The sequence below is a fragment of the Janthinobacterium sp. 1L-D-8-B-C4 genome (genome assembly GCF_057291295.1).
This window is the reverse complement of the sequence record NZ_JBXAVX010000013.1, coordinates 135924-162009: the sequence shown is the minus strand read 5'-3', so window position 1 is coordinate 162009 and position 26086 is coordinate 135924. Positions and strand designations below refer to the sequence as shown.

General features: G+C 62.9%; 24 protein-coding genes. 16 read left to right on the top strand and 8 right to left on the bottom strand.

The window, feature by feature from the left end; genetic code table 11:
* The first annotated feature begins 47 nt into the window (after positions 1 to 47).
* The 14 genes from AC0Z42_RS21315 to AC0Z42_RS21250 all read left to right on the top strand — a co-directional run bounded on the left by AC0Z42_RS21315 (position 48) and on the right by AC0Z42_RS21250 (position 13868).
* Positions 48 to 632, top strand: a complete 585-nt coding sequence (locus AC0Z42_RS21315) for a DUF2059 domain-containing protein (protein WP_485470184.1) — start codon at positions 48 to 50, stop codon at positions 630 to 632.
* Between the two features lie 17 nt (positions 633 to 649).
* Positions 650 to 1741 carry a 3-phosphoserine/phosphohydroxythreonine transaminase gene (serC, locus tag AC0Z42_RS21310; protein WP_485470183.1) on the top strand — a complete coding sequence of 364 codons (1092 nt, stop codon included), beginning with the start codon at positions 650 to 652 and terminating at the stop codon, positions 1739 to 1741.
* A gap of 79 nt (positions 1742 to 1820) precedes the next feature.
* Positions 1821 to 2891 (top strand): prephenate dehydratase, encoded by a 1071-nt coding sequence (pheA, locus tag AC0Z42_RS21305; protein ID WP_485470182.1) that lies wholly within the window; start codon positions 1821 to 1823, stop codon positions 2889 to 2891.
* A gap of 134 nt (positions 2892 to 3025) precedes the next feature.
* On the top strand, positions 3026 to 4132 hold the full coding sequence (gene hisC, locus AC0Z42_RS21300; RefSeq protein WP_485470181.1) for a histidinol-phosphate transaminase: 1107 nt from the start codon (positions 3026 to 3028) through the stop codon (positions 4130 to 4132).
* Positions 4133 to 4137: 5 nt separating this feature from the next.
* Positions 4138 to 5031, top strand: a complete 894-nt coding sequence (locus AC0Z42_RS21295; protein ID WP_485470243.1) for a prephenate dehydrogenase — start codon at positions 4138 to 4140, stop codon at positions 5029 to 5031.
* Positions 5032 to 5050: 19 nt separating this feature from the next.
* Positions 5051 to 6412, top strand: a complete 1362-nt coding sequence (gene aroA, locus AC0Z42_RS21290) for a 3-phosphoshikimate 1-carboxyvinyltransferase (protein WP_485470180.1) — start codon at positions 5051 to 5053, stop codon at positions 6410 to 6412.
* An 87-nt stretch (positions 6413 to 6499) separates the two neighbouring features.
* Positions 6500 to 7168: a (d)CMP kinase gene (gene cmk, locus AC0Z42_RS21285; protein ID WP_485470179.1), complete on the top strand. Its 669-nt coding sequence runs from the start codon at positions 6500 to 6502 to the stop codon at positions 7166 to 7168.
* 119 nt (positions 7169 to 7287) lie between these two features.
* Positions 7288 to 9000: a 30S ribosomal protein S1 gene (rpsA, locus tag AC0Z42_RS21280; RefSeq protein ID WP_071650172.1), complete on the top strand. Its 1713-nt coding sequence runs from the start codon at positions 7288 to 7290 to the stop codon at positions 8998 to 9000.
* 17 nt (positions 9001 to 9017) lie between these two features.
* A complete protein-coding gene (locus tag AC0Z42_RS21275) occupies positions 9018 to 9323 on the top strand; it encodes an integration host factor subunit beta (RefSeq protein ID WP_008446215.1) in 306 nt (101 codons plus the stop codon).
* A gap of 133 nt (positions 9324 to 9456) precedes the next feature.
* Positions 9457 to 9762: a LapA family protein gene (locus tag AC0Z42_RS21270; protein ID WP_485470178.1), complete on the top strand. Its 306-nt coding sequence runs from the start codon at positions 9457 to 9459 to the stop codon at positions 9760 to 9762.
* A 49-nt stretch (positions 9763 to 9811) separates the two neighbouring features.
* Positions 9812 to 10987: a lipopolysaccharide assembly protein LapB gene (lapB, locus tag AC0Z42_RS21265; protein ID WP_485470177.1), complete on the top strand. Its 1176-nt coding sequence runs from the start codon at positions 9812 to 9814 to the stop codon at positions 10985 to 10987.
* Between the two features lie 93 nt (positions 10988 to 11080).
* Entirely contained in the window at positions 11081 to 12448 is a 1368-nt protein-coding gene (locus tag AC0Z42_RS21260; RefSeq protein ID WP_485470176.1) for a UDP-glucose dehydrogenase family protein, read from the top strand.
* Positions 12445 to 13398 (top strand): D-glycero-beta-D-manno-heptose-7-phosphate kinase, encoded by a 954-nt coding sequence (rfaE1, locus tag AC0Z42_RS21255; RefSeq protein WP_485470175.1) that lies wholly within the window; start codon positions 12445 to 12447, stop codon positions 13396 to 13398. Before AC0Z42_RS21260 ends, rfaE1 begins: the two co-directional genes overlap by 4 nt.
* Positions 13399 to 13556: 158 nt before the next feature.
* Positions 13557 to 13868 carry a ComEA family DNA-binding protein gene (locus AC0Z42_RS21250; RefSeq protein ID WP_485470174.1) on the top strand — a complete coding sequence of 104 codons (312 nt, stop codon included), beginning with the start codon at positions 13557 to 13559 and terminating at the stop codon, positions 13866 to 13868.
* A 97-nt stretch (positions 13869 to 13965) separates the two neighbouring features.
* Here the strand turns inward: AC0Z42_RS21250 and AC0Z42_RS21245 are convergent, their stop codons facing one another.
* Positions 13966 to 14787, bottom strand: a complete 822-nt coding sequence (locus AC0Z42_RS21245; RefSeq protein WP_485470173.1) for a sterol desaturase family protein — start codon at positions 14785 to 14787, stop codon at positions 13966 to 13968.
* A 79-nt stretch (positions 14788 to 14866) separates the two neighbouring features.
* The gene (locus AC0Z42_RS21240; RefSeq protein WP_485470172.1) at positions 14867 to 15628 is read right to left on the bottom strand and encodes a PEP-CTERM sorting domain-containing protein; all 762 of its coding nucleotides are present in this window, start codon (positions 15626 to 15628) and stop codon (positions 14867 to 14869) included.
* A gap of 292 nt (positions 15629 to 15920) precedes the next feature.
* Between AC0Z42_RS21240 and AC0Z42_RS21235 the strand changes: the two genes are divergently transcribed.
* Positions 15921 to 17282, top strand: coding sequence for a M20/M25/M40 family metallo-hydrolase (locus AC0Z42_RS21235; protein ID WP_485470171.1), 1362 nt, complete (start codon positions 15921 to 15923; stop codon positions 17280 to 17282).
* Here the strand turns inward: AC0Z42_RS21235 and AC0Z42_RS21230 are convergent, their stop codons facing one another.
* Positions 17283 to 19046, bottom strand: a complete 1764-nt coding sequence (locus AC0Z42_RS21230; protein WP_485470170.1) for an FAD-dependent oxidoreductase — start codon at positions 19044 to 19046, stop codon at positions 17283 to 17285.
* Between the two features lie 264 nt (positions 19047 to 19310).
* Here AC0Z42_RS21230 and cysM point away from each other — a divergent pair, with 264 nt between their 5' ends.
* Complete coding sequence (gene cysM, locus AC0Z42_RS21225) at positions 19311 to 20213, top strand: cysteine synthase CysM (RefSeq protein ID WP_485470169.1); 903 nt, start codon at positions 19311 to 19313, stop codon at positions 20211 to 20213.
* 90 nt (positions 20214 to 20303) lie between these two features.
* Here cysM and AC0Z42_RS21220 read toward each other — a convergent pair whose 3' ends face one another.
* The 5 genes from AC0Z42_RS21220 to AC0Z42_RS21200 all read right to left on the bottom strand — a co-directional run bounded on the left by AC0Z42_RS21220 (position 20304) and on the right by AC0Z42_RS21200 (position 26063).
* Entirely contained in the window at positions 20304 to 20636 is a 333-nt protein-coding gene (locus AC0Z42_RS21220) for a hypothetical protein (RefSeq protein ID WP_034751784.1), read from the bottom strand.
* 439 nt (positions 20637 to 21075) lie between these two features.
* Positions 21076 to 22242: a lytic murein transglycosylase B gene (gene mltB, locus AC0Z42_RS21215; protein ID WP_485470168.1), complete on the bottom strand. Its 1167-nt coding sequence runs from the start codon at positions 22240 to 22242 to the stop codon at positions 21076 to 21078.
* Positions 22233 to 24221 (bottom strand): transglutaminase TgpA family protein, encoded by a 1989-nt coding sequence (locus tag AC0Z42_RS21210; RefSeq protein WP_485470167.1) that lies wholly within the window; start codon positions 24219 to 24221, stop codon positions 22233 to 22235. Before AC0Z42_RS21210 ends, mltB begins: the two co-directional genes overlap by 10 nt.
* Positions 24218 to 25150 carry a DUF58 domain-containing protein gene (locus tag AC0Z42_RS21205; protein ID WP_485470166.1) on the bottom strand — a complete coding sequence of 311 codons (933 nt, stop codon included), beginning with the start codon at positions 25148 to 25150 and terminating at the stop codon, positions 24218 to 24220. Before AC0Z42_RS21205 ends, AC0Z42_RS21210 begins: the two co-directional genes overlap by 4 nt.
* Before the next feature lie 4 nt (positions 25151 to 25154).
* Positions 25155 to 26063 carry an AAA family ATPase gene (locus AC0Z42_RS21200; RefSeq protein WP_485470165.1) on the bottom strand — a complete coding sequence of 303 codons (909 nt, stop codon included), beginning with the start codon at positions 26061 to 26063 and terminating at the stop codon, positions 25155 to 25157.
* Between the last annotated feature and the right edge of the window lie 23 nt (positions 26064 to 26086).

Sequence of the window (26086 nt, the reverse complement as noted above, 5' to 3'; positions counted from 1 at the left end):
ATTGCTATTGCGCGCGCTTTTTTACACCCACTGAAATACCGGATGCCATGAGAAAAATCGTCGCCACCTTCTTCGCCGCCTTTTCGCTGGCGTTCCTGGCCACCTTGCCGGTGCAGGCGCAGAGTGCCCAGGCGGCGCCCGCGCGCCAGGCCGCGCCCAGTGCCGCCATGAAGGTGGCCGTGCGCCGCATGCTCGATGCAATGCAGTTCCCCGCGCTGACGCGGCAGATTTTCGACCAGATGCTGCAATCGGTGCCGGACATGATGCGCCAGGCGGCCGTGCAGAACATCACAGGCAACGCCGAGTTGACGCAAGAGCGCAGGGCGCTCGCGCTGGCCAATGTGGAAGAAGAGATTCCGCTGGCCGTGTCGACCCTGACCCAGGTACTGGCCGACCAGAGCCTGATCGACGAACTGGGCGCCGAAATGGTGCCCCTGTACGCACGCTATTACACGGTGCAGGAAATCGAGCAACTGACGGCGTTCTACCAGACGCCGCTGGGCCGCAAGATGCTGGCCACCATGCCGCAGCTGTCGGCCGAATCGATGGCGATCAGCCAGCGCGTGCTGATTCCCCGCGTCAACGCCGTGCTGGAACAAGTCCTGCGGGCGGCCACGCAGCCGCCGCAATAACTCTTTAGGAATGCATCGTGAACCAAATCTTCAATTTCTCCGCCGGCCCCGCCGTCTTGCCCAGGGAAGTGCTGGCGCAAGCCGCTGCCGAAATGCTGGACTGGCATGGCAGCGGCATGTCGGTAATGGAAATGAGCCACCGCGGCCCCGAATTCATTTCCATCTACAAACAGGCGGTGGCCGACCTGCGCGAACTGCTGGCCGTGCCCGACAACTACAAGATTTTGTTCCTGCAGGGCGGTGGCCTGGGCGAAAACGCCATCATCCCGATGAACCTGGTCGGCCTGGCGGCAAGCCAGCCGGCCACCATCGACTTCGTGCAGACGGGGTCATGGTCCGGCAAATCGATCAAGGAAGCGGCCAAGTACGCCAATGTCAATGTGGCGGCCTCGTCGCAGGCCAGCGGTTTTGCCGGGGTGCCGCCGGTGAGTGAATGGAAGCTGACGCCAGGCGCGGCCTACCTGCACATCTGCACCAACGAAACCATCGACGGCGTGGAGTTCCAGGAAGCCCCGCAGGTGCCAGCGGGCACCACCATCGTGGCCGACATGTCCTCGCATATTTTGTCGCGCGTGGTCGACGTGTCGCAGTACGGCGTGATCTTTGGCGGCGCGCAGAAGAATATCGGCCCGGCCGGCCTGACGGTGGTGATCGTGCGCGAAGATCTGTTGGGCCATGCGCTGGGCATTTGCCCCTCGGCTTTCGACTGGACCAACGTGGCCGAGCACGAATCGATGTACAACACGCCACCCACCTACGGCATCTATATTGCCGGCCTGGTTTTCCAGTGGCTCAAACGCCAGGGTGGCGTGGCGGCCATGGAACAGCGTAATATTGAGAAAGCGGCGCTGCTATACGCGGCGCTGGACGCGGACGACTTCTACCAGAACCGTGTCGCCCCACCATACCGTTCGCGCATGACGATCCCGTTTTATTTGCGCGACGAAAGCCTGAACGACGCCTTCCTGGCCGGCGCGAAACAGCGCGGCCTGCTGCAGCTGAAGGGCCACAAGTCCGTCGGCGGCATGCGCGCATCGATCTATAACGCGATGCCGATCGAAGGCGTGCAAGCACTAGTAGATTATCTGAACGAGTTTGCCGGACGCTGACGTCGCATCGACGAGCGCCGGCCCGCCGCCGGCGCAAGTCGCGCGGCCATGATTGAAGTACAGCTGACGAAACAACACCATGACCGATAAATTGAAACCCTTGCGCGAACAGATCGATGCGATCGACGCGCAGATCCTCGACCTGCTGAACCGCCGCGCCCTGATCGCCCAGGAAGTGGGCCACGTGAAAGCCGAAACCCAGGCGCCCGTGTTCCGTCCCGAGCGCGAAGCGCAGGTGCTGCGCGGCGTGGCCGAGCGCAACCCCGGCCCGATGGGCGACCGCGAAGTGCAGACCATCTTCCGCGAAATCATGTCGTCCTGCCGCTCGCTGGAAAAACGCGTCACCGTCGCCTATTTGGGCCCGGCCGGCACTTTCAGCGAACAGGCCGTGTACCAGCAGTTCGGCAGCGCCGTCGAAGGCTTGCCGTGCGCGTCGATCGATGAGGTATTCCGTTCGGCCGAAGCGGGTACGGCCGACTTTGGCGTGGTGCCGATCGAAAATTCCTCGGAAGGCGCCGTCAACCGCACCTTGGACATGATGCTGCAGACCAGCCTCATCATCAGCGGTGAAGTGGCGATCGCCGTGCACCACAGCCTGATGACGAAGAGCGGCAATATGGACGGCGTGACCGTAATCTGCGCCCACTCGCAGGCGCTGGCGCAGTGCCAGGTGTGGCTGAACCAGCATTACCCGCATATCGAACGGCGCGCCGTGGCCTCGAACGCGGAAGCGGCGCGCCTGGCCGGCGAAGACGGCAGCGTGGCGGCGATTGCCAGCGAGCTGGCCGGCGCCCAATACAAGCTGGGCGTGGTCAAGGGCCATATCCAGGACGACCCGCACAACCGCACCCGCTTTGCCGTGGTGGGCACCTTGCAGACTGCGCCGTCGGGCAAGGACCAGACCTCATTGGTGCTGGCCGTGCCGAACAAGGCCGGCGCCGTGTACCAGCTGCTGGCGCCGCTGGCGAAACACGGCGTGTCGATGACGCGCTTCGAATCGCGCCCGGCCCGCATGGGCAGCTGGGAGTATTATTTCTATGTCGATGTGGAAGGCCACGTGCACAACCCGGCCGTGGCGCAGGCGCTGGCCGAGCTGCAGAGCAATGCGGCGTTCTTCAAGGTGCTGGGGTCGTATCCGGTCAGCTTGTGACGCCGACGGTGGTGTCGGATTACGGCCTGCGGCCTGATCCGACCTACGAAGCGCATATTATGTAGGTTGGGTTAGCGCAGCGTAACCCAACAACAGCCACCAGCCTAATCTATTACCAACTTTTAAAGCACACCATGTCTAAAAATATCGGTCCTGAATACGTCCGCGCCATCGCTCCTTACCAGAGTGGCAAACCGATCGCCGAAGTGGCGCGCGAGTTTGGCCTGGACGAGGCATCCATCGTCAAGCTGGCCTCGAATGAAAACCCGTACGGCATGCCAGACTCGGCCAAGCAGGCGATGATCGCCGCCATCGATGACCTGGGTCGCTATCCGGACGCCAACGGTTTCGAATTGAAGGCCGTGCTGTCGCAGCGCTATGACGTGCCGGCCGACTGGATCACGCTGGGCAACGGCAGCAACGATATCCTGGAAATCGCCGCCCACGCTTTCGTGCAGCACGGCCAGGCCGTCGTGTATTCGCAGTATTCGTTTGCCGTGTATGCACTGGCGACGCAAGGCCTGGGCGCGCGCCATAGCGTGGTGCCGGCGCAGGCCTATGGCCATGACCTCGATGCGATGGCGGCCGCCATTACCGACGACACGCGCCTGCTGTTTATCGCCAACCCGAACAACCCGACCGGCACCTTCCTCACCGCTGCGCAGATCGAGGCGTTCCTGCAGAAAGTGCCGCAGCACGTGGTGGTGGTGCTTGACGAAGCCTATAACGAATTTTTGTCGGCCGAAGACCAGTACGAGTCGACCGCCTGGGTGCGCCAGTATCCGAATCTGGTGGTCTCGCGCACCCTGTCGAAAGCTTACGGCCTGGCCGGCCTGCGCATCGGTTTTGCCATCGCCCAGCCAGTATTGACCGACCTGATGAACCGCATCCGCCAGCCGTTCAATGTCAACTCGATGGCGCAGGCCGCGGCGATTGCCGCGCTGGACGACAAGGCATTCCTGGAGAAAAGCGCGCGCAACAACGCCGCCGGCTACCAGCAGTTCACCGAAGCGTTCGCGGCGCTGGGCCTGGAATACGTGCCATCGCACGGCAATTTCGTGCTGGTGAAAGTGGGCGACGACGATGAGGCGGGCGCGCGCGTCAACCTGGCCTTGCTGAAGCAGGGCGTGATCGTGCGCCCGGTCGGCAGCTACGGCTTGCCGCAATGGCTGCGCATTTCCATCGGCCTGCCGCAGGAAAACGCCATCTTTATCGCCGCGCTGACGAAAGCGCTGGCTTGACGCCTATGCTGAACAAGGTCGTCATCTTTGGCGTGGGTCTGATCGGCGGCTCGTTTGCACGGGCCCTGAAGCATGCGGGCGCGGTTGACACGGTGGTCGGCATGGGCCGCTCGCCAGCATCGATGGCGCGCGCGCTCGAACTGGGCATTATCGACGAGATCGGCGGCGACATGGCCGAGGCCATGAACGGTGCCGACCTGGTGCTGCTGGCGGCGCCCGTGGCGCAGACTGGCGCCATCCTGGCGTCGATTGCGCCGCATCTGCAGCCTGGCACCGTCGTTACCGACGCGGGCAGTACCAAGTCCGACGTGGTGGCGGCGGCGCGTGCAGCTTTGGGCAGCAAGGTGTCGCAGTTCGTGCCCGGCCATCCGATTGCGGGGCGCGAGACCAACGGGCCTGATGCGGCCATTATCGATCTGTACCAGGGCAAGAAAGTGGTGCTGACGCCTTTGGCGGAAAACGCTGTTGCCGACGTTGACAAGGTGGCCGCCGCCTGGCGCGCCTGCGGCGCCATTTTGCATACACTCAGCCCGCAAGAACACGACAAGGTATTTGCCGCCGTCAGCCATCTGCCGCACCTGCTGGCCTTTGCGCTGGTCGACGATATCGCCAACAAGCCGCACGCCGGCCTGCTGTTCCAGTACGCGGCCAGCGGCTTTCGCGACTTCACGCGCATTGCCGGCTCGTCGCCCGAGATGTGGCGCGACATCAGCCTGGCCAACCAGCCGGCCCTGCTGCACGAGCTCGACGCCTACCTGGCGCAGCTGACGGCACTGCGCGCGCATCTGGCCGCCAGCGATGGCGCGGCGATCGAGAAGGTCTACGCGAACGCCCAGCACGCCCGGCAGCAATGGAGCGAGGCGATTGAAACGGCGGAAACGCCGGCGCCAACCCAATAAAATATCGAAGGATTCCAGCATGACCCAGACCAAGCACTACCCCCATCATATCGATTTGAAACCGGTAATCCACGCCGAAGGCACGGTGCGCCTGCCCGGTTCGAAAAGCATTTCCAACCGCGTGCTGCTGCTGGCCGCGCTGGCCAAGGGCACGACCAAAATCGTCGACCTGCTGGCCTCGGACGACACCTTCGTGATGCTGACGGCATTGACTTCGCTGGGTGTCAAATGGACCCAGGATGAACTCGACCTGAAGGCGGACGCTGCCAGCCTGCACCAGGTGCACCATGTGGAAGGCTGCGGCGGCGTCTTGCCGAACCATGAAGCGGATCTGTTCATGGGCAACGCCGGCACCGCGATCCGCCCGCTGACGGCGGCGCTGGCGGTGATCGGCGGCGACTATACCCTGCATGGCGTGTCGCGCATGCACGAGCGTCCGATCGGCGACCTGGTCGACGCCCTGAACGCCGTCGGCACGCAGATCGAGTACACGGGCGAGCACGGTTTTCCGCCGCTGCGCATCCGCCGTGGCCATATCCACGCGCAGCGCATCGCCGTGCGCGGCAATGTGTCGAGCCAGTTCCTGACGGCCCTGCTGATGGTGGCGCCGCTGATGGCGCGCGACCATGCGGTGACCATCGATGTGACGGGCGAGCTGATCTCGAAACCGTATATCGAAATTACCCTGAACCTGATGCAGCGCTTCGGCGTGACGGTCGAGCATGACGGCTGGCAGTCGTTTACTGTGCAGCCGGGCCAGCAGTATCAAAGCCCGGGTACCATCCATGTCGAAGGCGACGCCTCGTCGGCCTCGTACTTCCTGGCCGCCGGCGCGATTGGCGGCGGTCCGGTGCGTGTCGAAGGCGTGGGGCGCGACAGCATCCAGGGCGACGTGCGTTTCGTCGAAGCCTTGCAGCAGATGGGCGCCACCATTACCATGGGCGAGAACTGGATCGAGGCGCGCTCGAACGGCGTGTTGAAAGCGGTCGACATGGATTTCAACCATATTCCCGACGCGGCCATGACGATCGCGGTGGCCGCGCTGTATGCGGACGGCACCAGCACTTTGCGCAATATCGCCAGCTGGCGGGTGAAAGAGACCGACCGCCTGGCGGCGATGGCGACCGAACTGCGCAAGTTGGGCGCGGAAGTGGAAGAGGGCGCCGACTACCTGCGCGTGACGCCGCCGGTGGAAATTTCGGCTGCCACCATCGACACCTATGACGACCACCGCATGGCGATGTGCTTTTCGCTCGCTTCGCTGGACGGCGCCGCCCGCCGTGGCAATGAAATGCGCATCAATGACCCGAAATGCGTGGCCAAGACCTTCCCCGAGTATTTCGCCGCGTTTGCGGGGATAGCCAAGGACACTTTGATTTAACCAGTAACCCCAAACGAAATCTGGGGTCAGACCCTGAGGATCTGACCCCGGCTTCGGTTTGGGGTTCAGTTTTTTACTGACAAAACCATGTCCACTACCCATATCCCAGTCATCACCATCGACGGCCCCACCGCTTCCGGCAAGGGCACGGTGGCGCATCGCGTGGCCGACAAGCTCGGCTTTCATTATCTCGATTCGGGCGCGCTGTACCGGCTGACGGCGCTCACCGCCCTGCGTCGTGGCACCGACCTGCGCGACGAGCATGCGCTGGCCAAGCTGGCCGAGCACCTGCCTTGCCACTTTGCCAATGGCGAGATCCTGCTGGCAAACGAAAATGTCACCGAGTACATCCGCGCCGAAGAGGTCGGCAATACGGCCTCGAAGATTGCCGTGCTGCCAACCGTGCGCCATGCACTGGTCAGCTTGCAGCTGGGTTTTCGCAAGACGCCGGGCCTGGTGGCCGACGGGCGCGACATGGGCACGGTGATCTTTCCGCACGCCCAGTTGAAGGTGTTTTTGACGGCCAGCGCCCCTGCGCGCGCGCAACGGCGCTACAAGCAATTGATAGACAAGGGTTTTTCTGCTAATATGGAAGACCTTCTGATGGATTTGCAGGCGCGGGACGAACGTGATACTCACCGTGCGATTGCGCCGTTGGTCCCCGCAGAAGGGGCGCATGTCCTCGATACTTCGGCCATGACGGCTGACGAAGCCGTCGAAACCGTATTGAAATGGCATGCAGCTGCAGCAAAATAGTGTGATTTTTACGCTACGTGGTGCCCGTTGACGGCTCCTGGCCTGTCCGGGTGTGTCAAAAACCTAACCCAGTTTAAGTCGCATGGTGCGATCTCTGCTGGATAACCTGTGTGAACCCTATGTCTACTGTTACAACTAACGAATCTACCGGTATGGAAAGTTTTGCTGCGCTCTTCGAGGAATCGTTGTCGCGTCAAGATATGCGCTCCGGCGAAGTTATTTCCGCTGAAGTCGTGCGCCTCGACCACAATTTCGTGATCGTTAACGCCGGCCTCAAATCCGAAGCATTCATCCCTGTCGAAGAATTCAAGAACGACCACGGCGAACTGGAAGTCAAAGTTGGTGACTTCGTTTCCGTGGCGATCGAATCGCTGGAAAACGGTTTCGGCGATACCATCCTGTCGCGCGATAAAGCCAAGCGTCTGGCTTCGTGGCTGGCTCTGGAAAAAGCGATGGAATCGGGCGAGATCGTCGTCGGTACCGTCAATGGCAAAGTCAAAGGCGGCCTGACCGTCCTGACCAACGGCATCCGCGCATTCCTGCCGGGTTCGCTGGTTGACACCCGCCCAGTAAAAGATACCACCCCATTCGAAGGCAAAACCCTCGAATTCAAGGTCATCAAACTGGACCGCAAGCGTAACAACGTGGTGTTGTCGCGTCGCGCCGTCATCGAAGCTTCGATGGGCGAAGAGCGTCAGAAACTGATGGAAACGCTGAAAGAAGGCACGGTCGTGACCGGCGTCGTCAAAAATATCACCGACTACGGCGCGTTCGTGGATCTGGGCGGTATCGATGGCCTGCTGCACATCACCGACCTGGCATGGCGCCGTGTACGTCACCCGTCGGAAGTACTGACGGTTGGCCAGGAAATCACCGCCAAAGTCCTGAAATACGATCAAGAGAAAAACCGTGTTTCGCTGGGCGTGAAACAACTAGGCGACGATCCTTGGACCGGTCTGTCCCGTCGTTACCCACAAAGCACGCGTCTGTTCGGTAAAGTAACGAACCTGACCGACTACGGCGCATTCGTTGAAGTGGAACAAGGTATCGAAGGTCTGGTACACGTTTCCGAAATGGACTGGACGAACAAAAACGTTGCTCCTAACAAAGTTGTCCAACTGGGCGACGAAGTAGAAGTAATGGTTCTGGAAATCGACGAAGAGCGTCGTCGTATTTCGCTGGGCATGAAACAGTGCAAAGCCAATCCATGGGACGACTTCGGTGTTACCCATAAAAAAGGTGACAAAGTCCGTGGCGCGATCAAATCGATCACCGACTTCGGCGTGTTCATCGGCCTGGCCGGCAACATCGACGGTCTGGTGCACCTGTCCGACCTGTCCTGGACCGAAACCGGCGAAGAAGCCGTGCGTCGCTTCAAGAAAGGTGACGAACTGGAAGCCATCGTTCTGGCCATCGACGTTGAGCGCGAGCGCGTTTCCCTGGGCGTCAAGCAACTGGAAGGTGACCCATTCAACAACTTCGCAGCCATGAACGACAAAGGTTCGCTGGTTACCGGTACCGTTAAATCGGTTGAGCCTAAAGGCGCCGTGATCCAACTGTCCGAAGAAGTTGAAGGCTACCTGCGCGCTTCCGAAATCTCGCGCGACCGCGTTGAAGATGCTGGTACGCACCTGAAAGTCGGCGACACCGTTGAAGCAATGGTGCTGAACATCGACCGCAAAGCCCGTGGTATCCAACTGTCGATCAAAGCGAAAGACAACGTTGAAACCCAGGAAGCAATGCAGAAGATGGCAGCGACCGACAACAACGCAGCTTCGGGCACCACCAGCCTGGGCGCCTTGTTGAAAGCCAAGTTCGATAACAAGAACTAAGACTGCGGATACGGCAGATGACAAAATCCGAGCTGATCAACCGCCTCGCTGAGCGTTATTCTCAGCTGGTGGCGAAAGATGCGGAGTATGCCGTCAAGACCATTCTCGATGCGATGACCAACGCCCTTGCGACCGGCCAGCGCATCGAGATCCGCGGTTTTGGCAGTTTTGCCCTGAACAGCCGGCCACCGCGCATCGGCCGCAACCCGAAGTCGGGCGACAAGGTGATGGTGCCTGAAAAACGGGTACCCCACTTCAAGCCGGGCAAACAGTTGCGCGAGCGCGTGGACGCGATGGTCGGGCAACCGATCATCGAGGATTAATCGTCTGCTGGAAGGCGGAAAATAAAGAGCGGCGTCCTTGGATGCCGCTTTTTTTTTGCTATGATGCTGAAGGTTCATGCCATGTGGCATGAACACCGTTTGTATTACCGTTTTTCTCTGTCTGGACCTATCGATGAAAATCATCTCCACCATCGTTGGCTGTGTTCTTTTCGTCCTGTTCTTCGGCTTTGCGCTGAAGAATGCGCAGGTGGTCGACCTGCATGTGTTCCTCAATTATGAAATCCGTGGCCCCCTGGTCCTGATGCTGCTGGGCTTTTTTGTCGCCGGCGCCAGCCTGGGCGTACTGGCCCTGACGCCGACCGTGTTCCGCCACCGCCGCGAAGCGAACCGCCAGAAAACCACGATCGCCGCATTGCACGCCGTCGGCGCGTCGTCCAATGTGCAGCCGCAACCGGACGGTGTCAGCGCTCAGTCCTGAGCGCCGCCGTCTTTCCGTTTTTCCCTCTTATACGAATAAAAACAATCGCATGGAATTTGAATTCTGGTGGTTCCTGGGCATTCCCCTGTTTTTCGCGCTGGGCTGGATTGCCGCGCGGGTCGACATCAATCAACTGGTGTCGGAATCGCGCAGCCTGCCGCGCAATTACTTCAAGGGCCTCAATTTCCTGCTGACCGAGCAGCATGACAAGGCGATCGATTCGTTTATCGAAATCGTCAAGCTCGATCCCGAATCGGCCGACATGCACTTTGCGCTCGGTAATCTGTTCCGCCGCCGCGGCGAGACGGAGCGCGCCATCCGCGTCCACCAGAACCTGCTGGCGCGCCCGGACCTGCCGCAGGAACAGCAGGTGCATGCCGCCTATGAGCTGGGCATGGATTACCTGAAGGCGGGCCTGCTGGACCGCGCCGAAGAAACCTTCAATGGCCTGGTCGAGACACAGTACGCGGTGCAGGCGCGCCGCGCGCTGCTGGAAATCTTCCAGCGCGAAAAGGAATGGCCGCGCGCCATCGAAGCGGCGCTGGGCCTGCAGGAATCTGGCGCCGGTGCGCGGCAGAAGGAAATCGCGCAGTTCTATTGTGAGCTGGCGCATGACGCGCTGGTGCATCTGAAGCCCGACGAAGCCATGCCGCTGCTGGAAAAAGCGCTGCAGACCGACCGCAAGAGCGTGCGCGCCACCATTTTGACGGGCGACGTGCTGCTGGCGCGCGGCGACGTGGAAGAAGCGATCATGACCTGGCGCCGCGTCGAGCAGCAAAGCGTGCCGCATGTGGCGCTGGTGGCGCAGCGGCTGATGGATGGCTATACCAAGGTGGGCCGCCCGCAGGAAGGCATCAACCTGCTGCGTTCCTACCTGGAAGAAGCGTCGTCGATCGACCTGATCGAAGTGGTGTTCAAGGCGGTGCTGGACCTGGACGGCGTCGACGCGGCCAAGCAACTGGTGAGCGCCGAACTGCGCCGTACGCCAACCTTGCTGGGCCTGGACAAGCTATTGGAAGCACGCATGATGGATGCGCCGGCGGCGATCTGGTCGGAATTGTCGATGGTGAAAAACCTCGTCCACGGCTACACGCAAAAGCTGGCCCGCTACCAGTGCGGCCACTGCGGCTTCAAGGCCCGCCAGTTCTACTGGCATTGCCCGGGCTGCAACAAGTGGGAAACCTACCCGCCGCGCCGCACCGAAGAACTCAACGTCATGAACTGATTCGTACACGTCACCTTGCCCCGAGCAATGTGGCGTGTACTTCCATGTAGCACCTGCAATTAGCACCTGCATTTTTATCCATACGGTACAACCATGAAAATCACCATTATCGGCACGGGCTACGTTGGCCTCGTGACCGGCGCCTGCCTGGCGGAACTGGGCAACGACGTCTTTTGCCTGGATCTCGACGCGAAAAAAGTCGAGCTGCTCAACAGCGGCGGCATCCCCATCCATGAGCCGGGCCTGGAAGAAGTCGTGTCGCGCAACCGCGCCGCCGGCCGCCTGACCTTTTCCACCGACGTCGAAGCGGCCGCCCACCACGGCATGCTGCAGTTCATCGCCGTCGGCACGCCGCCCGACGAAGACGGCTCGGCCGACCTGCAGTACGTGCTGGCCGCCGCGCGCGGCATCGGCAAGTACATGAACGAATACAAGGTCATCGTCGACAAGTCGACGGTGCCGGTCGGCACGGCCGAAAAAGTGCGCGCCGCGATCCAGGCCGAACTGGACCTGCGCGCCACTTACGCCACTTTCTCGGTAGCCTCGAACCCGGAATTTTTGAAAGAAGGCGCCGCCGTCGAAGACTTCATGCGGCCCGACCGCATCGTCATCGGCGTCGATACTACGCCGGAAGGCGAGCGCGCGCGCGACCTGTTGCGCAGCCTGTATGCACCGTTCAACCGCAACCGCGAACGCACCTACTGGATGGATGTGCGCTCGGCCGAATTTACCAAGTACGCGGCCAACGCCATGCTGGCCACGCGCATCTCGTTCATGAATGAACTGGCCAACCTGGCCGACAAGGTCGGCGTCGATATCGAAGCGGTGCGCCGCGGCGTCGGTTCCGACCCGCGCATCGGCTACAGCTTTTTGTACGCCGGCTGCGGCTATGGCGGCTCGTGCTTCCCGAAAGACGTGCAGGCGCTGGAACGCACGGCGCGCGGCCACGGCCAGGAGCTGTTGATACTGCGCGCCGTCGAAGCTGTGAACGACAGGCAAAAGCATATCCTGGGCGGCAAGGTCGTGAAACGCTTCGGCAACGACCTGGCCGGGCGCCATTTTGCCATCTGGGGCCTGGCCTTCAAGCCCAATACCGACGACATGCGCGAAGCGTCGGCGCGCGTGCTGCTGGCCGACCTGTTGTCGCGCGGCGCCACTGTCGCCGTGTACGACCCGGTGGCGATGAAGGAAGCGCAGCGCGTGCTGCAGCTGGACCTGGCGCCCGCGCAGCTGGCCAATATCCGCTACGCCAACAGCCCGTCCGATGCGCTGGAGGGTGCCGATGCGCTGGTGATCGTCACCGAATGGAAGGCTTTCCGCAGCCCCGACTTCGAGCTGATCAAGAAGCGCCTGAAGCAGCCGGTGATTTTTGATGGCCGCAATCTGTATGAACCGGACACCATGCTGGCCACCGGCATCGAATACCACGGCATTGGCCGCTCGCTGCAGGTGCCGGCATGAACGCGCCCGAGGTGACAAGCCTGGCGGCGCCCGATCGCCTGGCCCAAGTGCGCCTGCTGGTGGTGGGCGACGTGATGCTGGACCGTTACTGGTTTGGCGACGTCAGCCGTATTTCGCCGGAAGCGCCGGTGCCCATCGTGCGCATTGAAAAGCGCGAAGAGCGCCTGGGCGGCGCGGCCAACGTCGCGCGCAATGCGGCCGCGCTGGGCGCACGCACGAGTTTGCTGGGCGTGGTCGGCGACGACGAGGCCGGCAGCGAAGTCGAGCGCCTGCTGGCCGAGGACGGCATCGCCAGCCATCTGCAGCGCGACGCCGCCATTTCCACCATCATCAAGCTGCGCGTGATCGGCCGCCAGCAGCAGATGCTGCGCATCGATTTCGAGGATGCGCCCAGCGACACGGTGCTGCGCGACAAGCTCAAGCAGTTCAATACCCTGCTGCCGGACTGCGACGTGGTGATTTTGTCCGACTACGCCAAGGGCAGCCTGGTGAACGTGGCCGAGATGATCAGGACGGCCAGGGCGGCTGGCAAGATCGTGATGGTGGACCCGAAGGGCGACGATTTTTCGCGCTATGCGGGGGCGTCAGTACTCACGCCCAACAAGTCCGAACTGCGCCGCATCATCGGCAACTGGAGCACGGAAGAGCAACTGACCGAGCGTGCCCAGCAGATGCGTTCCCAGCTGGGCCTGGACGCCTTGCTGCTGACCCGTTCGGAAGAGGGCATGAGCTTGTACACGGCCGATGATGTGCTGCACATGCCGACCGATGCGCGCGAAGTGTTCGATGTGTCGGGCGCCGGCGACACGGTGATCGCCACCATGGCCGCCATGCTGGGCGCCGGCATGAACCTGGGCGACGCCGTGCGCACTGCCAACCGCGCCGGCGGCATCGTGGTCGGCAAGCTGGGCACGGCCACCGTCACGCGCGCCGAACTGTTCCCGCAATAAATCTTCCGCACTCTCTGCGCCAGTTCGCTTGATCTGGCGCAGCTCTTCCCTCCCTGGCCGTCTTCCGGCCCATGTGGCGTTCGCTACACTGTGATGACGGCCAGGCGCTGTCTGTCAGCCGTTTCAGTGTTATCCAACCACACTACGGAGACTTTCCCATGTTTAAACAACTTGTATTGGCCGTGGCATGCCTTGCCGCGACGATGGGCCTGGCCATGGCCCAGGTGGACGTCAACAAGGCCGACCAGGCAGCGCTCGACAGCGTCAAGGGCATCGGCCCGGCCACCTCGAAAGCCATTATCGATGAGCGCGCCAAGGGGCCCTACAAGGACTGGGGCGACTTTGAAAGCCGGGTCAAGGGGATCGGTCCGAAAAGCGCCGTGAAGCTGTCCGAGGCGGGCTTGCAGGTCAATGGGCAGGGCAAGGGCGGGGCGGTCAAGCCGGCCGTCAAGGTGGCGGAGAAAAAGTAGGTCGGCGTGGGTCGGCGTAGGTCGGGTTAGCGCGCAAGCGCGTAACCCGACAACACCGTTGACGCCAACAATGTCGTCGGATTACGGCGCCTTGCGCCTAATCCGACCTACGCAGCGGTGCCATCAACTGCCCGCCCAAGCTGACCGGCATCGGCGCTTCGATGCCGACGGCGTCTGGCCACTCGCGCGGCAAATGATAGGTGCCGAACAGGCGGTCCAGCACGGGCAGGGTCGAGGCGTAGTTGCGGTTGATATGGTTGAACTTGCTGTGATGCCAGTGATGAAACGCCGGCGTGGCGACCAGCCATTCCAGCGGGCCGAAACGCCAGCGCAGGTTGGCGTGGATAAAAAAGCCCCACACGGTACCTACCAGCAGCAGCGCCACCGGCGCGGCGCTGCCGGCGGCGCCGGGGCCGGCCAGGCCCAGCAGATACAAGGGCGTCATGCCGAACAGGCGCGTGACGACCATGTCGACCGGATGGCTGCGGGTATTGGCCAGGAAATACAGATGACTGGTGCTGTGGTGTACGGCGTGAAAGCGCCACAGCCATGGTATTTCATGGCTGAGCCGGTGGCCCCAGTAAGTGCCGACTTCGCCGATCAGCAAGCCCAGCGCCACCTTGGCCGATAGCGGCAGCGCGCTCAGGGTGGCGGGCACGGCATCGGGCAGCAAGCGCTGCCCGGCCACTGCGACCAGCGCCAGCGGGGCCGCCAGCAGCACGGCCGGCAGCAGGCTGCTGAGAAAATAAAAGCCCAGGTCGCCGGCCAGTTCCACCTTGCTGCGGCCGGCGTGGCGCTGGCCGAAGAAACGTTCGAGCGGCACGAACAGCAAGCTCAGGGCAGCCAGCCAGATGCCAAGGCGCAGCACATCGACGGCCAGGCCGGGCAAATGGGAGAGGATGGCTTGCAGCAAGCTCATGGCGAGATGTGGAAAGTAGAATAAAAGCAAAAAATCCGGACGGGCAAGGCCGGTCCGGATCAGTCTGGGCCAGCGCCTCTTAGAAGGCGGCGGCCTTGCGGCGGCGTGCCATGAACGCCAGCAGGCCCAGGCCGCCCAGCAGCATGCCCCAGGTCGTTGGTTCCGGCACGGCCGACACCAGCGCTACGCCGTCGAGCAGCATGAATGGCGGCGCGCCGGACGGGCCACCCTTGGCCATAAACGACAGCAATTCGCTGCTGCTGGTGGCGGTAAACGTCATGCTGGCCTGCTGCCAGCCGGTGAAGCCGTGACTGGCGTTGGCCAGCGAAGTGGTCTGCTGCGTGGTGCCGCCCAGCGACACGTCCCAGTAATTGATCGCGTTCGCGCCGCTGTAGCCGACTTGCTGCGCCGCACCGTAGGCAAAGCTCAGGGTGTAGGCCTGGCCGGCCACCAGGCCGCTGATCTGCTGCGAGACGGGGCCGGCAAAGTAATCCCAGTCCGCTGCCAGCACATTGCCGCCGGTGGGGCTCACGCCCAGGCCGTTCTGCGATGTTGCGTCGCGGCCACCGTAGGAATTCGGACCCCACAGGGCCAACGCCGTCTGCGCGGTGGTGCTGTCGATATTGCTGCCGTTCAGGACGAAGTTATAGCCCGTACTGCTCCAGTCGGTCAGGTAGGTGCGGTCGCTGCGGACAGTCGTGCCTTCGTTGATCTGCTTCGAGGTACCGTTGCTGGTCAGCTCGAAATCGCCATTCTTGACGAGGTTGGTTTGTGCCTGTGCGGCCGTGGTGCCGATCAGGGTTGCAGCGGCCAGCGCCAGCTTGATTGTGATATTACGCATCAAAAAGCTCCAGTAGAGACAGGGGGAGTGCAGACTGTCGGCAAGCTTTTTGGCCAACACTGGTGTCGCTGCCTTGCGGCCAGCGCTCAGAATTCTGTATATGTAAGACAACTATTATGTCTCGTTGGCCAGATTATAGCAGTCTCGGCCAACAACGCGCCTGGCATGTCTCGAAAACAACAAATTTATTTTAATGGTAAGAGTGACCATTTTAAGTTTTATTTACGCCAGCCACACCCGCCGCGAAGAATGCGAGAATGCCTGCCACGACTATTTTCGGGAGACGGGCAAGATGATCAGGATGTTGACGGGAGTAACGGCGGCGCTGCTGTCGAGCGGCGTATTGGCAGCACAGCAGCCGGTCGAGGACAAGCTGCAGCCGGCCATCGAACAACTGGTGGCCGGCATTTCGCCGCAGCGCATCGAAGCACACGTGCGCAAGCTGGTCAGTTTCCAGACGCGCCATACCATGTCCGATACCGTGTCCGACACGCAGGGCATCGGCGCGGCGCGGCGCTGGATCAAGGCCGAACTCGAGCGCTGCGGCGCGCAGGCGGGCGGACGATTGCAGGTGGCCTTCGACAGCCATGTGACGCCGGTGTCGAAACGCATCTCGCGCCCGACCGAAATCGTCAACGTGGTGGCGACCCTGCCTGGCAACCAGCCGCAGTCGGCGCAGCGCATCTATGTGGTCAGCGGCCACTATGACTCGCGCGCTACCGATGTGATGGACGCCAGCGGCAACGCGCCGGGCGCCAACGACGATGCGTCCGGCACGGCGGCCGTGATTGAAATGGCGTGCGTGATGGCGCGCCAGCAGTTCGACGCGACCCTGGTATTCATGGCGGTGGCGGCCGAAGAGCAGGGCCTGCTTGGCTCCGGTCACTGGGCGCAGCAGGCAAAACTGAAGCATCTCAATATCGCCGGCATGCTCAACAACGACATCATCGGCAGTTCGCGCGCCGACGACGGCACGGTCGATGGCGGCCAGGTGCGCCTGTTTGCCGAGGGCATCCCGGCCGTGAAAGAGATGAGCGACGGCGTGCGCGGCCTGGTGGCCACCGGCGGCGAAAATGATTCCATCTCGCGCCAGCTGGCGCGCCATGTGAAACAGGTGGGCGAGCGTTACGTGCCCGGTTTCAAGGTCAACGTGATCCAGCGCGCCGACCGCTACCTGCGCGGCGGCGACCATATGCCGTTCCTGGCGCAAGGCTATGCGGCGCTGCGCTTTACCGAACCGAACGAGGATTTTTCGCACCAGCACCAGGATGTGCGGGTGGAAGACGGGGTGCAGTATGGCGACCTGCCGCAATTTGTCGACTACGATTACGTGGCCAAGGTCACGCGCGTCAACGCCGCCGCGCTGGCCTCGCTGGCGCTGGCGCCGGCCGCACCGGCCCAGGTGCAGGTGCGCACGGCCAAGCTGGAAAACGCCACCACGCTGGTATGGCAGCCGAACACCGAACCGGACCTGGCCGGCTACCGCGTGGTCTGGCGCGCCACCACCGCTGATCAATGGCAGGGCGCGCAGGACGTCGGCAATGTGACCGAAGCCAGGCTGGCGCTATCGAAGGACAATTATTTCTTCGGCGTCCAGGCGATCGACCGCGACGGCAACGTCAGCGTGGCAACCTATCCGACGCCACTGCGCTAATCAGCTGGCGGCGTCGGCCGGCAGCCTGGCCAGGAAGCTGTGGATCTGCGACACCACGGCCGCGCCTTCGCCGACGGCGGCCGCCACCCGCTTGGTCGAGCCAGCGCGCACGTCGCCGATGGCGAACACGCCCGGCACGCTCGTTTCCAGTGCGGCGCGGTCCGGCAGCTCGGCCGGCGAGATGGGCTTGTCGCCCAGCTTGCTGCATTCGGCGCGCGTGACGTCGAAGCCGGTGCGGATAAAGCCTTGCGCGTCGACCGCCACGGCGCAGTCGTGCAGCCAGTCGGTATTCGGATCGGCGCCGACGAACAGGAACACGCGGCGCACGGCGCGGTCGGCTTCCTCTCCGGTCTGATTGTTGCGCCAGCGCACCTCGCTCAGGCCATCGTCATCGCCTTCGAGCGCGATGATTTCAGTGTGTGTGTGCAAGGTGATATTCGGCGTGGCGGCGATGCGCTCGATCAGGTAGCTCGACATGCTGGCGGCCAGCCCGGCGCCGCGGATCACCATGTGCACCCTGGCGGCGTGACCGGACAGGAAAACGGCTGCCTGGCCGGCGGAATTGCCGCCACCGACCAAAATAATTTCTTCCTGGCGGCACAACTTGGCTTCGATCGGCGAGGCCCAGTAGTAGACGCCGCGTCCCTCATAGGTTTTCAGGTTGGCCAGCGAGGGCCGGCGGTAGCGTGCGCCGCACGATAGCACCACGGTGCGCGCGCGCACGGTCACGCCGTCGGCCAGGGTCAGGCGCAGCGGCCAGCCGTCGCATTCCAGCTTTGCGGCATTGGCCGGGGTGGCCACTTCGACGCCGAATTTTTGCGCCTGCACATAGGCGCGCCCCGCCAGCGCGCGGCCTGAAATGCCGGTTGGAAAGCCCAGGTAGTTTTCAATCCGCGCGCTGGCGCCGGCCTGGCCGCCATAGGCGCGCTGTTCCAGCGCCAGCACCGTCAAGCCTTCCGATGCCGCATACACGGCCGTGGCGAGGCCGGCCGGGCCGGCGCCTACTACCAGCACGTCGAAAATCTTGTCGCCGGACAGGTCGGGCAGCATGCCCAGGCAGCGGCCGATATCGGCGTTGCCCGGATTCTTCATGACCTTGCCGTCCGGGCAGACCACCAGCGGCCACTCCTGCGGCGCCGGCTGGTAGCGCGCCACCAGCGCGGCGGCGGCCGTATCGCTGGCCGGATCGAGCACCGTATGCGGATGGCCGTTGCTGCTCAGGAAGCTTTGCAACTGGAACATATTGGCATTGCCGCTCGGCCCCACCAGCACCGGCCCGCCCGAGTTCGATTCGATCAGGCCGACGCGGCGCAGTATCAAGGCGCGCACGATGCGCTCGCCCATTTCCGCTTCGGCCACGATCAGGGCGCGCAGCGATTCCGAGCTGATGTCGAGCAACTCCACGGCGCCGACGGCGCAGCCGTTGACGAGGGTGGGGCGGCCCGACAATTGCGCCACCTCGGCAATGAAATGACCCCGGCCCACTTCGCGCAGCAAGGTATCTTGCCCCATCACTTCATGGCGCGTGACGGCGACCCGGCCGGACAGGATGACCAGCATGCCGAAGCTGCTGTTGCCCGCCTTGAACAGGGTGGCGCCATCGGCAAAATGCCTGAGCTTGCCATAGCGCTGCAGGCGTTCGAGCTCGGCGTCATTGAAGACCGGTGAAATCTGGTGGCTGCGGCCAGGCAGGTCGAAGGAGTTGGCCTGGATTGCATCATCCGGCGTGGTTTCAGGGATGAATTCAGGTGCGCTGCTGGTCATGGCGGGTCCGTGGTGGCGATAGTGAAGGAAGTGAATAAGCAAATAAGAAAAATAACTGATAGCGGCAGTCTAGCGCAAGCTTGCACCGCGTGCCCAAAGCTTGCCGCGCTGCCGCAAAGAAAGCCGCGCAAGCGAGCATCCATGCGGTTTGTGGCGCAATTGGGCGGCTCGGGCCAAGGCGCCTTGCTGGCCTTTGATCAGCGACACGCAGGCCAGCATCTCATATTAGAATGGGTCTTTGTTGAATTTACGCGAAGCGATAAGATGGCTTACAAGACACTTGAAGATACGATAGGCAATACTCCGCTGGTACGGCTGACGCGTTTGCCGGGCGCCGACGCACTTGCGCGCAACAACGTCATCCTTGGCAAGCTCGAAGGCAACAACCCAGCTGGCTCGGTCAAGGACCGCGCCGCCATGTCCATGCTCAAGCGTGCCGAAGAGCGCGGCCAGATCAAGCCGGGCGACACCCTGATCGAAGCGACCAGCGGCAATACCGGCATTGCGCTGGCCATGGCCGCCGCCCTGCGCGGCTACAAGATGCTGCTGCTGATGCCGGACAACCTGAGTGTCGAGCGCCGCCAGAGCATGGCCGCCTATGGCGCCGATATCTTGCTCACGCCCAGGACGGGCGGCATGGAATATGCGCGCGACCTGGCCGAGCAGATGCAAAAGGACGGCCGCGGGATCATTCTCGACCAGTTCGGCAATGAAGACAATTCACGCGCCCACTATGAAAGCACCGGGCCGGAAATCTGGCGCGACACGGAAGGGCGGGTCACGCATTTTGTCAGCGCCATGGGCACCACCGGCACCATCATGGGCGTGTCGCGTTATCTGAAGGAACAGAACCCGGCGATCCAGGTCATCGGCGCGCAGCCGGAAGAAGGTTCGCAGATTCCCGGCATCCGCAAATGGCCGGAAGCGTATTTGCCGAAAATCTACGACAAGACGCGCGTCGACCAGATCGAATACGTGAGCCAGGGCGTGGCCGAACGCATGGCGCGCAGCCTGGCGGCCGAAGAAGGCTTGTTCTGCGGTATTTCAGCTGCCGGCGCCTGCGAGATCGCGCTGCGCATTTCGCAAACCGTGGAGAATGCGACCATCGTGTTCGTGGTCTGCGACCGTGGCGACAGGTACCTCTCCACGGGTGTGTTTCCAGCTTAAGGGGTGATTCAGGTCGGCCAGAACGGCCTGGAAAGTCAGAAGAAATACCCCCTCCCCGGGCGGGGAGGGAAAACCTGCGAACTGGCAGGATCAGCCTTGTGGCGTTTCGCCTTCTTTAGGCTTGAATTGCTTGTCGCTGATGCGGAACTTGTTGCGACGGTCACCCATCAAGTAGCGCAGGTCACGAATGCTCAGATCGCTCACTTCGTGCATGCGGATCAGCAGCGAAGCGCCAACCGGCAGGCGGTGATGACGGATTTTGCTGATGACTGGCGGCGCCACTTCGAGAGCGCGCGACAGCGCTGCGTCGTTTTTCAGGCGCAGGTTTTCGATCAGGGTGTCGAGTAATCTGTTGGGGTTGTATTGCAACAGATCGTCGGAGTCCGAATCGCTGTTCATATCAATGCCGACTTGATTTGTCATGATGTTGTTTGTTCCTTCTGTAGTTGCACTGCAAAGTAAAAACACTCGGAGCTCGCTCTTGCTGCGTTCATGTTCATTCTTTACTAAAAGGAACGAATTTACACATGTTACGATCCGGGATACAGTTTTTCATAATATATACACAATTGTACAGCAGGATTTAGTTTCAGGTTAGAAAGTGTGACTATCGTGTGACACCCCTGATTTTCGTTGTCTTGCTGCAACAGGCATGTATTCTTTACCATTTACATGATAGACCAAAAATTGTACTTTGACAAAAGTTAAGTGAAAAACCATTTTCAATTTTGGGTGGTATCGGATCGCTGGCGAGCTCAGCGAGCGCGATGCTGATCAGTGCACCATAAACGTGTTACCGAGTCGCTACAATCGCGCTTACGCTTTCTTACAAGTAACATTATAACTTTACACTGTCTTTTGGTTAGCGAGCGCGCGCTTCGCTGACAGCCTTGCCCAGATCGATGACTGACATGGCATAGAAGTAACTTCTGTTGTACTGAGTTATAGCAAAGAAGTTATTGCTTGCCAAGCTGTACTCTGTTGCTTCTGAACCATTTTGCAGGTCGATCAAACCGTACAACATATTCTGTGGCGGTGCCGCCACGCTGGTGACGCCAGCCTGCTGCAGCTCGGCCAAAGTGAACTTTGCAGCCAAGCCCTGGCCGAGGAAGCTTTCCCATGCGCGGTTTGGCGATACCGTCACCGGGTACACGCTGGTGGCCGGATCGTCGCGCTTCCAGCCGTGCTCGACCAGGAAATGGGCCACGCTGCCGATCGCGTCGGCAGTCGAGTTGCGCAGGTCGATGTGACTATCACCATCGAAGTCCACCGCATATTTCATGATGCTGCTGGGCATGAACTGCGGCAGGCCGATGGCGCCCGCATAGGAGCCCAGCAATGTCAGCGGATCGATGCCGTCCTTGCGCGCGAACAGCAGCGCGTTTTCCAGTTCACCCTTGAAAAAAGCCATGCGCGCGGCGCGGGTAGGGCTTTCCGGATAGGAAAAGGCCAGGGTGGTCAGCGCATCGAGCACGCGGAAGCGCCCCGTGTTACGGCCATACACAGTTTCCACGCCGATAATGCCGACGATGATATTGGCCGGCACGCCATAGTCGCGTTCGGCGCGCGCCAGCGCTTCGGCGTTGTCGTTCCAGAATTTCACGCCCGCGTTGATACGCACCGGTTCGATGAAGCGCGCGCTGTAGGCTTGCCAGTTCTTCGGTTTGCCCGGTGGCGCAGGTTTCATCAATTGCACCGTGGTTTCCACATAGCGTACCTTGCCGATCAGCACGTCGAGTTCGGCGCGGTCAAAACCGTGCTTGGCGGCCATCTCGTCGAGAAAGGCGCGCACCTCGGTCCAGCTGGCGTAGTTGACGAATTCGCCTTCGAAGTCGAATTTGGCGGGGGCCTTTTTTGCTGCCGGCTTGTTCGCGGCCTGTTTCGAGGCCTTGATCGCCCGCGCCCGGTCGGCGGCGGAAATCTGGCTGTTTTCGGCGGCATGCGTGATCGAAGTGCCGGCCAGCAGCAGTGACAGGAGCAGGGCGGAGGTAGTCGGGGTAGTGGTAGGCAAGAAGCGTCTCATCGGCATAGTGTTAACAGGCGGCGCAGTTCGCGCCGCGCACGGGTGTGTTCGTCTGGGCTGGCGTTACCATACTTCATCGCGGCGTAGATAGCCAGAAAGCGCGCCATCGCCTCGTGCGTGCGCGGCGATGCCGGTCCCGCCGCCAGCCGTGCAGCATAACCGTGTGGCCCCTCGTGCGGCGCACGGCTGTGTCCGCGACGCGCCTGCAGGCGGCAAAAACGCGCATACAAATGGTCGAGTGCTGCGCCCGGATGCCGGCCAGGACGCTGGCGCCACCACAGCAGGGCGCCGGCCGTTGCGGCCAGCGCGGCCAGCAGTGCGCAAGCAATGGCGACCTGCCTGGCCGGCAGCGCCAGTACGGTATCGAAGATGGCACGCTGGCGCTCGGGCGTGTAGTCGAGTACCCAGTGTTGCCAGCTCTGTTCAGCGCGCTGCCAGGCGCTGCGCCAGTTTGCCAGCGGCTGCCAGCCGCCGCGCTGCGCCAACACCGGTGGCAGTGCTGCCTCCAGGTTGCGCTCGGTGCGCATCGGCGCCACCTGGCTGGTCGGGTCGATGCGTACCCAGCCTTGATCGGCCAGCCACACTTCGCTCCAGGCATGGGCGTCGGACTGGCGCACCGTGATCGATCCTGCGGCGTCGTCGCGCAAGCCGCCCTGGTAGCCGGTCACCACGCGCGCCGGAATGCCCATCGCGCGCATCAGCACCACAAAGCTGCCCGCATAGTGTTCGCAAAAGCCGGCCCGGGTGCGGAACAGGAATTCGTCCACGCCATCCTTGCCCAGCAGCGGTGGCTGCAAGGTATAGCGAAATGTTGCCTGGCGAAAATAAGCGAGCACGGCGGCGATCGCCGCCTGCTGCGTGGGCTGGCCGGCCCGTAACTGCCGCGCCCAGGCCAGGCTGCGCGGATTGGCGCCGGGCGGCAGCGCCAGCCATGGCTGTTTTTGCTGCGGCGTCAGTTGCGCCTGCAGCCGGTAGCGAATCTGCGAACTGGCGCGGTAGCGTACGGCGGTAATAATCGGCTGGACCGTCAGCACTTCCAGCGCCGGCGACACCACATACGGATTGCCGGGCAGGCGCTCTATGCTGCGCGGCAAGTCCAGCGCAAAGATGCGGCGCTGGCCGCTGGGCAGCAGATCGACCTGGTAGTCGAGCCGTTCGCCGGCCAGCGCGATATCGATCTTGCCTTGCGCATCCGCTGCGGCGCTGCGGGTCCAGCTGGCGCCGTCGTAGTTGCCCAGCACCACGCCGCGCCAGTACAGCGCGCTTTGCGGCGGCAGCCCGGTGGCGAAGCGTGCCGTGAACACGGGATCGTCGGACAGCGCCAGCTGCGCGATCGCGCCCGGCTGCATGCTGTCGGACAAGCCCGTCGTGCCGCGCGCGCCCGAGCCGGTCGCGCCCCATAGCGGACTTGCCAGGCGCGGCATCATGAAAAACAGCAGCGCCGACAGCGGCAGGGCCAGCGCCAGCATGCGGCCCAGCAAACGCAGACGCGCCGGCCAGCGCGGCTGCGCGGGACCATAGTGAAACGACAGCAGGGCCGCCAGCAGCACCATCATGCTGGCCAGCAGCCAGGCCGCGCTGAGCAGGCCCTGGGCGTGGAAGAAATTGGCCAGCAGCAAAAAAAAGCAGATAAACGCCAGCACGAACACATCGCGCCGGCCATGCATTTCCAAGGACTTCAGCGACAGCAGCAGGGCCAGCATGGCCACGCCGGGATCGCGCCCCAGCAAGGTGCCGTAGCTGATGTGCACGCCGGAAATGCCCAGCATCGCCAGCAGCATCAGCCAGCCCAGCGGTGGTTGTTTGCCACCGAGCACCGCCAGCGCGGCGCGCCACAGCAGCGGCACGGCGGCGGCCAGCGACAGCCATAACGGGAAATGCGCGGCGTGCGGCGCCAGCACCATCGCTACTGCCAGGAGCAGCAGCAACGTATTGGCCCGCTCATCGGCCCGCTCGCGCGGCAAATCACGCAGCCAGCGCCTCATGATGATGCCTGCGGCAAGCCATGCAGCGCCAGCGCGCGCAGGCAGGCGTCCAGATGCAACCGACCCTGGCCAGGCGCGATCAGCACCTGCTCCAGGCGCAAGCCATACGGCAAGTTGGCATGCTCGGCGGCCAGCACCCAGGCGCACAAACGCGACAGCCGCGCTTCCATGTCCAGTTGCACCGGCAGGGCGGCGTAGTCGAGCAGCATATCATCGGGGCCTTCGCTGCCGGCCTGCTCGAATTGCTTGCTGTATAAATGTTCATCGTCGTGGCGGGCGATATGGCGCCAGGCCAGGCGCCGCAGCGGATCACCGCTCTGGTAGGCGGCCACGCCCGCCAGTTCAGGTTGTGGCAGGTGCTGTGCCGTGATGTTCACGGGCAGCGTGGGCGCCGGCTGTTCCGGGCAGGGGTAGACCAGCACCCGCGCTTCGGGCTGCCAGTGGCACCAGGCGTGGAACAGGCCCAGCGGGAAGTTGCTCGACAGTCGCACGGCCGGCGCTGGCAACCAGCCGCGTGCGCCAGCGGCTACCAACACGGTAACGGTAGCGGCTGCGCCGGCGTCGACGTCGACCAGCTCAGGCGCCGCCTGCGGCATGCCCGGCAACAGGACGATCGCATGGCGCGGCCGGGTGCTGCGGTTGATCAGGCGCAGTTCGAAATGGGCGGTGCCGCCGGCCGCCACCAGTGGCCCCGGCGTGGCCGCCAGCGCCAATCCGGCCAGGTTGCGGCTGGCAAACAGCATGTCGGTGATCGCGCAGGCGACCGCGAACCAGGTCAGTGCATGGCCCAGGGCCAGCTGGTAATTGACGGCGGCGATCCACAGCGCCAGCAGCAGCAAGGCAAACGCCATGCCGGCACGCGAGGGCCGCACATGCACGCGGTGCGCGCCCAGCCAGGGGCGCGTGGGCAGCAGGGAGGCGCGCCGCATCGTCTCAGGCGGGCGTGGCCAGCAGCAATTGGCGCAGCAGCACGCCGCTGGTTTGCCCGCCTTGGCGCGGCCGCAGGCGGTGCGCGCAGACGGGCAGCAGCACCGCCTGCACGTCGTCGGGCGTGACGTGGTCGCGCCCGGCCAGCGCGGCCCAGGCGCGCGACGCCTGCAGCAGGGCCAGCGCGGCGCGCGGGCTCAGGCCTTCGGCAAACAGCTCGCCGCTGCGCGTGGCGTGCACCAGCGCCAGCACATAGTCGGCCAGCACGCCGGCCACGTGCACCTGGCGCAGCGCCGCCTGCATTGCCAGCAACTGCCCGGCCTGCATTACCGGCGCGATTGTCTGCAGCATGGCGCGCCGGTCCTGGCCCAACAGCAGGGCCCGTTCGGCTGCTGCATCGGGGTAGCCTAGGGTAATGCACATCAGGAAACGGTCCATCTGCGATTCGGGCAAGGGAAAGGTGCCGGCCTGGTGCTGGCTGTTTTGCGTGGCGATCACGAAGAACGGCTGCGGCAGCGCGTGCGTGACGCCATCGAGGCTGACTTGCCGCTCTTCCATCGCTTCGAGCAGGCCGGACTGGGTTTTTGGCGTGGCGCGGTTGATCTCGTCGGCCAGCAGCACCTGGGTAAACAGCGGGCCGGGATGGAACACGAAGCTGGCGCTGGCGCGGTCATACACCGACATGCCGGCCACGTCGGCCGGCAGCAGGTCGCTGGTAAATTGCTGGCGCTTCCATTGCAGCCCCAGCGACATGGCCAGCGCGTGCGCCAGGGTGGTCTTGCCGACGCCGGGCACGTCTTCGATCAGCAGATGGCCGCCGGCCAGCAGGCAGGCCAGCGCCTGTCGGATCTGCAACTCCTTGCCGACGATGACCTCGCCAATCTGGCGCGCAGCCTGATGTATGGTTGAAAACATGGGAGCCTTGTGGTGGTACGGCA